At 74.2% G+C, this 592-nt stretch carries 1 protein-coding gene and 1 pseudogene; both read left to right on the top strand.

Going from position 1 to position 592, the window contains the following annotated elements; translation table 11 throughout:
* A pseudogene (locus ABTU92_RS28830) lies at positions 1-308 on the top strand (hypothetical protein); the annotation flags it as partial.
* Positions 309-320: 12 nt separating this feature from the next.
* On the top strand, positions 321-592 hold a 272-nt coding region (locus ABTU92_RS28825; RefSeq protein WP_408095000.1), incomplete at its 3' end, for an NUDIX domain-containing protein.

Here is a 592-nt window from a genome sequence, read left to right as displayed (position 1 = left end):
GGTCGCACTTCAAGGACAAGGACCTCGCCCGCGTCGCCTACGAGATCGCCGAGCCGAACTCGCGGCGCGAGCTCGAGGGCATGATCGACCACATGGACGCCATCCTGGCGGCGACCCTGGACGCACTCCGCCAGAACCTGTCGCCGACCGCCGTCGCCCGCCTCGGGACCGAATCGTCGGGCTGGCTCAAGCCGTTGGTCGCCCGCGCCGGCTCGGTGATCAACGGCGAGCACATCATGCCGGCCGCCATGTCGGACGAGACGGCGCGCCAGGACATGGTCGATGCCGTGTTCCAGCGCGGCGCCTGAGCGGGAGCGCCCGTGACCGACGCCCGGCGCTACCCCACCCGCCCGTTCCTCGCCGTCAGCGCCGCCGTGTTCCGCGCCGGGCAGGTGCTGCTGGTGCGCCGTGCCCATGCGCCTTCGGCCGGGCCGTGGACGCTGCCGGGCGGCGTCGTCGAGGCCGGCGAGACGCTCCACACGGCCGTGGTGCGGGAGCTGCGGGAGGAGACCGCGCTGGAGATCGCGCCCGTCGGGCTCGCCGGACACCGCGAGGTGATCGTCCGCGACGCCGAGGGGCGGACCGAGCGGCA

The sequence above is a fragment of the Rhodoplanes sp. SY1 genome, from assembly GCF_046000175.1.
Lineage (GTDB): Bacteria > Pseudomonadota > Alphaproteobacteria > Rhizobiales > Xanthobacteraceae > Rhodoplanes.
This window is presented reverse-complemented; position numbering and strand designations above follow the sequence as displayed.